Annotated in this window: 5 protein-coding genes; 1 reads left to right on the forward strand and 4 read right to left on the reverse strand. The window is 70.9% G+C overall.

Translation table 11 applies throughout. From position 1 onward, the window contains the following. Positions 1-117: 117 nt before the first annotated feature. Complete coding sequence (locus tag GT042_RS08710; RefSeq protein ID WP_161308134.1) at positions 118-1,092, reverse strand: PadR family transcriptional regulator; 975 nt, start codon at positions 1,090-1,092, stop codon at positions 118-120. 1 nt (position 1,093) lies between these two features. Then, complete coding sequence (locus GT042_RS08715; protein WP_237530594.1) at positions 1,094-1,972, reverse strand: DUF4097 family beta strand repeat-containing protein; 879 nt, start codon at positions 1,970-1,972, stop codon at positions 1,094-1,096. Positions 1,973-2,123: 151 nt separating this feature from the next. On the opposite strand from GT042_RS08715, the gene GT042_RS08720 reads away from it, so the two are divergent. Continuing rightward, complete coding sequence (locus tag GT042_RS08720) at positions 2,124-3,206, forward strand: phosphotransferase (protein ID WP_202532536.1); 1,083 nt, start codon at positions 2,124-2,126, stop codon at positions 3,204-3,206. Between the two features lie 30 nt (positions 3,207-3,236). On the opposite strand, the gene GT042_RS08725 is transcribed toward GT042_RS08720, so the two are convergent. Together GT042_RS08725 and GT042_RS08730 are read right to left on the reverse strand one after the other, a co-directional pair. After that, positions 3,237-3,419: a DUF6104 family protein gene (locus GT042_RS08725; RefSeq protein WP_161308136.1), complete on the reverse strand. Its 183-nt coding sequence runs from the start codon at positions 3,417-3,419 to the stop codon at positions 3,237-3,239. A gap of 102 nt (positions 3,420-3,521) precedes the next feature. Beyond that, on the reverse strand, positions 3,522-6,979 hold a 3,458-nt coding region (locus GT042_RS08730; protein ID WP_161308137.1), incomplete at its 5' end, for a multifunctional oxoglutarate decarboxylase/oxoglutarate dehydrogenase thiamine pyrophosphate-binding subunit/dihydrolipoyllysine-residue succinyltransferase subunit.

A 6,979-nucleotide genomic window follows, 5' to 3' on the forward strand; every position in this document is an offset into this window, starting at 1 on the left:
AACATGCAGTGCAGGACACGGCCCCTGCCCGGCCCCCGGTGACAACCCGCACCCGAAAACGCGGCCCGCAGCGGGCACGATCAAGCCCGTCCGGCGATTGAGGACAAAGCGGGAACCTCAGCGAGCACCCGGCCGAAGCAGCGCAGCGATATGCGCGGCCGCCGTCGACAAGTGCCGCCTGGCCTCGCCCAGTTGCGCCTCCGTCACCCCGTTGTCCCGCGCGGCGTCGCGGACATCGTCGCGGAAGCGGTCCAGCAGCCGGTCCAGGTCGCGTGCCGGGTCGCCCGTCCCGATGGTGTCCCCCCAGGCGGCCGAGCCGGCAGTGTCGGCCGAGCCGGCAGTGTCGGCAGTGTCCTCCACGTCTACCCGGGCTTTCGAGCCCGGCGAGCCCGTGCCCCCGTACACCCCCCGCAGCTGCCCCGTCAGCTCCGACAGACCCTCCCGCAACCCCGTGGGCCAGTCGCCCCGCGCGAAGTGCCCCTGCACCTGGTCCTGGACCTGCTTCGCGATCCGTTGCATCTCCTGGCGCGCCGTCTCCTGCGCCTCCTTGGCCTGGCGACGCGCCTGCTGCGCGTCCTCGCGGGCCCGGCGGGACTCGTCCTTCGCCCGGCGGGCCTGTTCCTTCCAGCCCTGTTGCGCGCGCCGCAGTTCCTCCTTCGCGGCCGACCAGTCGTCGGAGGCGGCGCCGGCCTTGGACGACGCCCGGTGGTTCTCCGACGCCGCCGCCCGCATCTCGCTGCGCAGCTGCCCCGCCGCGCCCCGCACGTCGTCGCGGATCTCCGCGGCCAGTTCGGAGACGGAGTCGCGGATCTCCAGCTCCAGGTCGGCCAGTTCACCGCTGCGGCCGGCCAGCTCCGCGCGTCCCGCGTCCGTGATCGAGTAGACCTTGCGGCCGCCCTCGGTGGCGTGCGTGACCAGGCCCTCGGCCTCCAGCTTGGCCAGGCGTGGGTAGACCGTGCCCGCCGAGGGGGCGTACAGGCCGTGGAAGCGCTCCTCCAGCAGCCGGATCACCTCGTAGCCGTGGCGCGGGGCCTCGTCCAAAAGCTTGAGCAGGTAGAGGCGGAGGCGTCCGTGGGCGAAGACCGGGGGCATGTCAGAGCTCCTTCGTGGCGGCGGGGGCGCCCGGCGCCGGGGGCGGGGGCGGCGGCGCGGCGGGGGAGTCGTACGGTTCCGCCGCCGGCCTCCGCAGCAGCGCGATCGAGCCGGACACCGTGGTCGCCTTGAGGCTCCCCGTGCCCGCCCCCAGCGTGCCGGTGATGTTCTTCGACCCCCACCGCCCGCCGACCCGCAGGTCGTCGAAGGCGTTGGAGACCCTGCCGCTCGCCGTGTTCGCCTCCACCTGCGCGTCCGTCAGGTGCGGCAGCCGGATCGCGACCTCGCCGGAGACCGTGGCGACCTGGATCTCCGTGGGGCGGCCCGAGTGGTCCAGGTCGATGACCATGTCACCGCTGACCGACTCGGCCCGTACGGAGGAGCCCGCGCCGTCGAGGACCGTCAGGTCGCCCGAGACCGACTGGAAGTGGAGGTCGCCGCTGACGGCCTGGGCCTCCAGGTCGCCGGAGACGGACTCCGCGCCGACCGGACCCGAGAGGCCGACGAGCGTGGTGTCGCCGGTGACGCCGCGTACGTCCGTACGCCCCCGGATCCCCGAGACCACGGCCTCCGCGTTCACCACCCCGACCTCGACGGACGCCCCGGCCGGGACGGCGACCGAGACGACGGCCTTGCGGCGCCAGCCCTGGGGGTCCAGCCACTTGAGGAAGCCCTTCCAGGGCAGGTCCTCGTACGCGACGGTCAGCGTCGAGCCCTCCTGGGTCACGATGAGCGGGGGCCCCTGGATCCCGGAGATCTCCAGGTGGGCCGCGCCGTCCGTGCCGACGACGTTCACCGTGCCGTCGACGATGCGTACGCTGAGCGCCGTGACGGGGTCGTCGAAGACAAGCTTCCTCGGCTCTGAGACGGACCACTCCATGGTGCTGACCTCCCGAGGCCGGACATGACGCAACATATCGCGTCTCCTGGGAAACACGATATATCGTGGCTACGGGAAGTCAAGGCCCACGCCTGCGGCGCACCTGTGGTCGTATGGTGTCCGTCCGCCGACCCTCTCCGGAAGGAACCGGATGACCGGCCACGCCCTGCCCGACGCCGAGACGGTCGAGGCCGTCCTCGCCTCCCACGAGGGCGCGTGGGAAGCCGGAACGAAGGTGCTCTCGGTACGTGACCTGTCGCCCGGACTCGGACAGGCGGCGGTCCTCGGGGTGAGCGCCGCCGCCCCGGACGGCCGCCGGTCCGGGTGGATCGTCAAGATCCCCGGCTGGGGCCACCGATCCCTGCTCGACTCGCGCGACAGCCAACTGGACCGCCGCGAAGCGCACTTCTTCAGCAGCGGCATTCCGGCGCTGCTGCCCCCCGGCCTGGCCGTACCGCAAGACGCGACCGTGGTCGGCCACCGCGGTCTCGACTGGATCGTCATGCGCGACCTCGGCCCCGTCCTGGGCCGGCCCTGGACCCCGGCCGCCGCCACGACGACCGCCCTGCGCGCCGCGCTGCTGTACGTACCGGGAGCCCGGGACCCCGGCCTTCTCGACGTCCCCTGGCTGGAGCGCGAAGGCCACGCCGCGTACACCCACCACATTCCGGCCGGGCACGACAACCTCGACGCACTGGCCCACGAGCCGCGCCTCAAAGCGCTGTTCACTCACGAGCAGGTCCACGCCCTGCACACCTGCCTGGACGCGGCCACGGAGCTGACCTCACGCGCGGCCACGCTTCCCACCACTCTCGTCCACGGCGATCTCACGCCGCGCAACGCCGGCCTGGACGCCGACCACACCCTCGTCCTCATCGACTGGGAGCACGTCGGCGTCGGCCCCGTAGGCTTCGACCTGGGCACCTTCGTCTCCCTCTACCGTACGTTCGGCGGCCACGGCGAGCTGGACGAGCCGGCCCTCCTGGAGACCTACGGCCGCGCCCTCGGTGACCTGGCCGGGGCCGACTCGCGGCACGCCGCCGCCGTGGGCTTCGCCACCGTCCACCTCACGTGGGGACTGCACCTGCGTCTGGGGCCCGGGCTGACCGCGGTCCGCCAGGGCCTCCACAGCGACAACCCGGGGGAACTGGCCCGGCACCTCGACGACATCCGCTCGGGATGTCTGCGCGCCCTGGCCTGGGCCTCCGTGGCGGGAGTGGCGGCCGGCCACTGACCAGCCGCCCGGCCGCCCGGCCGATACCCGCTACTCGTCGTCGTCCTCGTCGTCCGACCGCGCCAGCCACGTCGCCAGCCGCTCCACCGGCACCTCGAAATCCGGGTTGAGGTCGACAAAGACCCGCAACTGCTCGGCGAGCCAGGCGAAGGTGACCTCCTCCTCGCCGCGTCGCTTGTCCAGTTCCTCGATCCCACGGTCCGTGAAGTACATACGACCAGCGTAACGACCTGGTGGGGGAGCGGAGAACGCCGGAGGGCCCGGTCCGCGCGGCATGTCGCGCGGACCGGGCCCTCCGGGCCGTACCACCAGAGGTCAGGCGTCGAAGACCTCGTTGACCAGCTGGGCCTGCTCCGCCTGGTGGCGCTTGGCCGAGCCGACCGCCGGGGACGAGGAGTGCGGCCGCGAGATGCGGCGCAGGCGCTCGCCGTGCGGGATGTCGGCGCCGACCGCCAGGTCCAGGTGGTCGATCAGGTTGAGCGCGATGAACGGCCACGCGCCCTGGTTCGCCGGCTCCTCCTGGGCCCACAGGTACTTGTCGGCGTTCGGGAACTTGGCGATCTCCGCCTGGAGTTCCTGGCCGGGCAGCGGGTACAGCCGCTCCAGGCGCAGGATCGCCGTGTCCGTCGAACCGCGCTTCTGCCGCTCGGCCTCCAGGTCGTAGTAGACCTTGCCGGCGCAGAAGACGACCTTGCGCACCGCGGCCGGATCGACCGTGCCCGCCGCGACCGCCGTGTCGCCGATCACCGGGCGGAAGCCGCCGGTGGTGAACTCCTCCACCTTCGACGCGGCGGCCTTGAGGCGCAGCAGCAGCTTCGGGGTGAAGACGATCAGCGGCTTGTGGTGCGGGTTGTGGACCTGCCAGCGCAGCAGGTGGAAGTAGTTCGACGGCAGCGTCGGCATGGCGACGGTCATGTTGTTCTGCGCGCACATCTGGAGGAAGCGCTCGGGGCGCGCGGACGAGTGGTCCGGGCCCTGGCCCTCGTACCCGTGCGGCAGCAGCAGGGTGACGCCGGACGTCTGGCCCCACTTCTGCTCGGCCGAGGAGATGAACTCGTCGACGACGGTCTGCGCGCCGTTGACGAAGTCACCGAACTGCGCCTCCCACATGACCAGCGATTCCGGCCTGGCGAGGGAGTAGCCGTACTCGAAGCCCATCGCCGCGTACTCGCTGAGCAGCGAGTCGTAGACGTTGTACCGGGCCTGGTCGTCGGTCAGGTAGAGCAGCGGGGTGTAGTCCTCGCCGGTCTCCTGGTCGACCAGGACCGCGTGGCGCTGGCCGAACGTACCGCGCCGGGTGTCCTGGCCCGACAGCCGGACCGGCGTGCCCTCCATCAGCAGCGAGCCGATGGCGAGGGTCTCGCCCATGCCCCAGTCGATCGTGCCGTCGTCCACGGACGACGCGCGGCGCTGGAGCTGCGGCATCAGGCGGGGGTGGACGGTGACCGTGTCGGGGATGGCGACCTGCGACTCGGCGATCCGCTTGACGACCTCCTGGGAGACGGCCGTGGTGACCGCGACCGGGAACTCCGCCTGGGCGTCCGGGACATGCGTCGGGGCGGGCTGCGAGGTGGCCTCGCGGACCTCCGCGAAGACCTTCTCCAGCTGGCCCTGGAAGTCCTGGAGCGCCTGCTCCGCCTCTTCCAGCGTGATGTCGCCGCGACCGATGAGCGACTCGGTGTAGAGCTTGCGCACCGAGCGCTTCTTGTCGATCAGGTTGTACATCTGCGGGTTGGTGAACTGCGGGTTGTCGCCCTCGTTGTGACCGCGGCGGCGGTAGCAGATGAGGTCGATCACGACGTCCTTGTTGAACGTCTGGCGGAACTCGAACGCCAGCCGCCCGACGCGGACGACCGCCTCCGGGTCGTCACCGTTCACGTGGATGATCGGCGCCTCGATCATGCGCGCGACGTCGGTCGCGTACATGGAGGAGCGGGACGCCTCCGGGGCGGCGGTGAAGCCGACCTGGTTGTTGATCACGATGTGGACCGTGCCGCCGGTGCGGTAGCCGCGCAGCTGCGACATGTTGAGCGTCTCGGCGACGACACCCTGGCCCGCGAAGGCCGCGTCGCCGTGGAGCGCGACGGGCAGGACGGTGAAGTCCGTGCCGGCCTTGTTGATGATGTCCTGCTTGGCGCGGGCGATGCCTTCGAGGATCGGGTCGACCGCCTCCAGGTGCGAGGGGTTCGCGGCCAGGGAGACCTTGATCTGCTCGCCGTCCAGACCGGTGAAGGTGCCGCTGGCGCCCAGGTGGTACTTCACGTCGCCGGAGCCGTGCATCGACTTCGGGTCGAGGTTGCCCTCGAACTCGCGGAAGATCTGGGCGTACGACTTGCCCACGATGTTCGCGAGGACGTTGAGGCGGCCGCGGTGGGCCATGCCCACGACGACCTCGTCCAGGCGCGCCTCGGCGGCGGAGTCGAGGACCGCGTCGAGCAGCGGGATGACGGACTCGCCGCCCTCCAGCGAGAAGCGCTTCTGGCCCACGTACTTGGTCTGGAGGAACGTCTCGAACGCCTCGGCCGCGTTGAGCCGGCGCAGGATCCGCAGCTGCTCCTCGCGCTCCGGCTTGCCGCGCGGGCGCTCGACGCGGTCCTGGAGCCACTTGCGCTGCTTCGGGTCCTGGATGTGCATGAACTCGATGCCGGTGGTGCGGCAGTACGACTCGCGCAGCACGCCCAGGATGTCGCGCAGCTTCATCATGGACTTGCCGGCGAACCCGCCGACCGCGAACTCCCGCTCCAGGTCCCACAGCGTGAGTCCGTGCTCGGTGATGTCCAGGTCGGGGTGCTTGCGCTGGCGGTACTCCAGCGGGTCGGTGTCGGCCATGACGTGGCCGCGGACCCGGTAGGAGTGGATCAGCTCGAAGACGCGGGCGGGCTTGGTGACGTCCTCGTCGTGGGAGGCGTCGATGTCCTTGAGCCAGCGGACCGGCTCGTACGGGATCCGCAGCGACTTGAAGATCTCGTCGAAGAAGTCGTTCTCGCCGAGCAGCAGTTGGCTGAGGATCCGCAGGAACTCGCCGGAGGCGGCGCCCTGGATGACGCGGTGGTCGTACGTGGAGGTCAGCGTCATGACCTTGGAGATGCCCAGCTTGTTCAGGGTGTCCTGCGAGGTGCCCTGGAACTCGGCGGGGTAGTCCATCGCGCCGACGCCGAGGATGAGGCCCTGACCGGGCATCAGGCGCGGCACGGAGTGGACGGTGCCGATGCCGCCGGGGTTGGTCAGCGACGCGGTGACTCCGGTGAAGTCCTCCATCGTCAGCTTGTTCGTACGGGCGCGCCGGACGATGTCCTCGTACGCCTGCCAGAACTCGAAGAAGTTGAGCGTCTCGGCCTTCTTGATGCCGGCGACGACGAGCTGGCGGTCGCCGTTCGGCTTCACCAGGTCGATGGCCAGGCCCAGGTTGACGTGCTCGGGCTTGACGAGGGTCGGCTTGCCGTCCTTCTCCGTGAAGGAGTGGTTCATCGTCGGCATGGCCTTGAGGGCCTGCACCATCGCGTACCCGATGAGGTGCGTGAAGGAGATCTTGCCGCCCCGCGCGCGCTTCAGGTGGTTGTTGATGACGATGCGGTTGTCGAACAGCAGCTTCACCGGGACCGCGCGCACGGACGTGGCCGTGGGCAGCTCCAGGGACGCGTTCATGTTCTTCGCGACGGCGGCGGACGGGCCGCGCAGCGTCACGTACTCCGGGCCCTCGGGCGCGGCGGCGGGGGCGTTGCCGTTCGTGGACGGCTTCGCCGCGGCCGGGGCCGGCGCGGTCGCGGGCTTCG

The sequence above is a fragment of the Streptomyces sp. SID3212 genome (assembly GCF_009865405.1).
In the GTDB taxonomy this organism is placed as follows: Bacteria; Actinomycetota; Actinomycetes; order Streptomycetales; family Streptomycetaceae; genus Streptomyces.

What these genes read in the sequence shown, in the direction of transcription:
- GT042_RS08710 (WP_161308134.1), bottom strand. Translation starts at nt 1,092, where the DNA reads ATGCCCCCGGTCTTCGCCCACGGACGCCTCCGCCTCTACCTGCTCAAG.
- GT042_RS08715 (WP_237530594.1), bottom strand. Translation starts at nt 1,972, where the DNA reads ATGGAGTGGTCCGTCTCAGAGCCGAGGAAGCTTGTCTTCGACGACCCC.
- GT042_RS08720 (WP_202532536.1), top strand. Translation starts at nt 2,124, where the DNA reads ATGACCGGCCACGCCCTGCCCGACGCCGAGACGGTCGAGGCCGTCCTC.
- GT042_RS08725 (WP_161308136.1), bottom strand. Translation starts at nt 3,419, where the DNA reads ATGTACTTCACGGACCGTGGGATCGAGGAACTGGACAAGCGACGCGGC.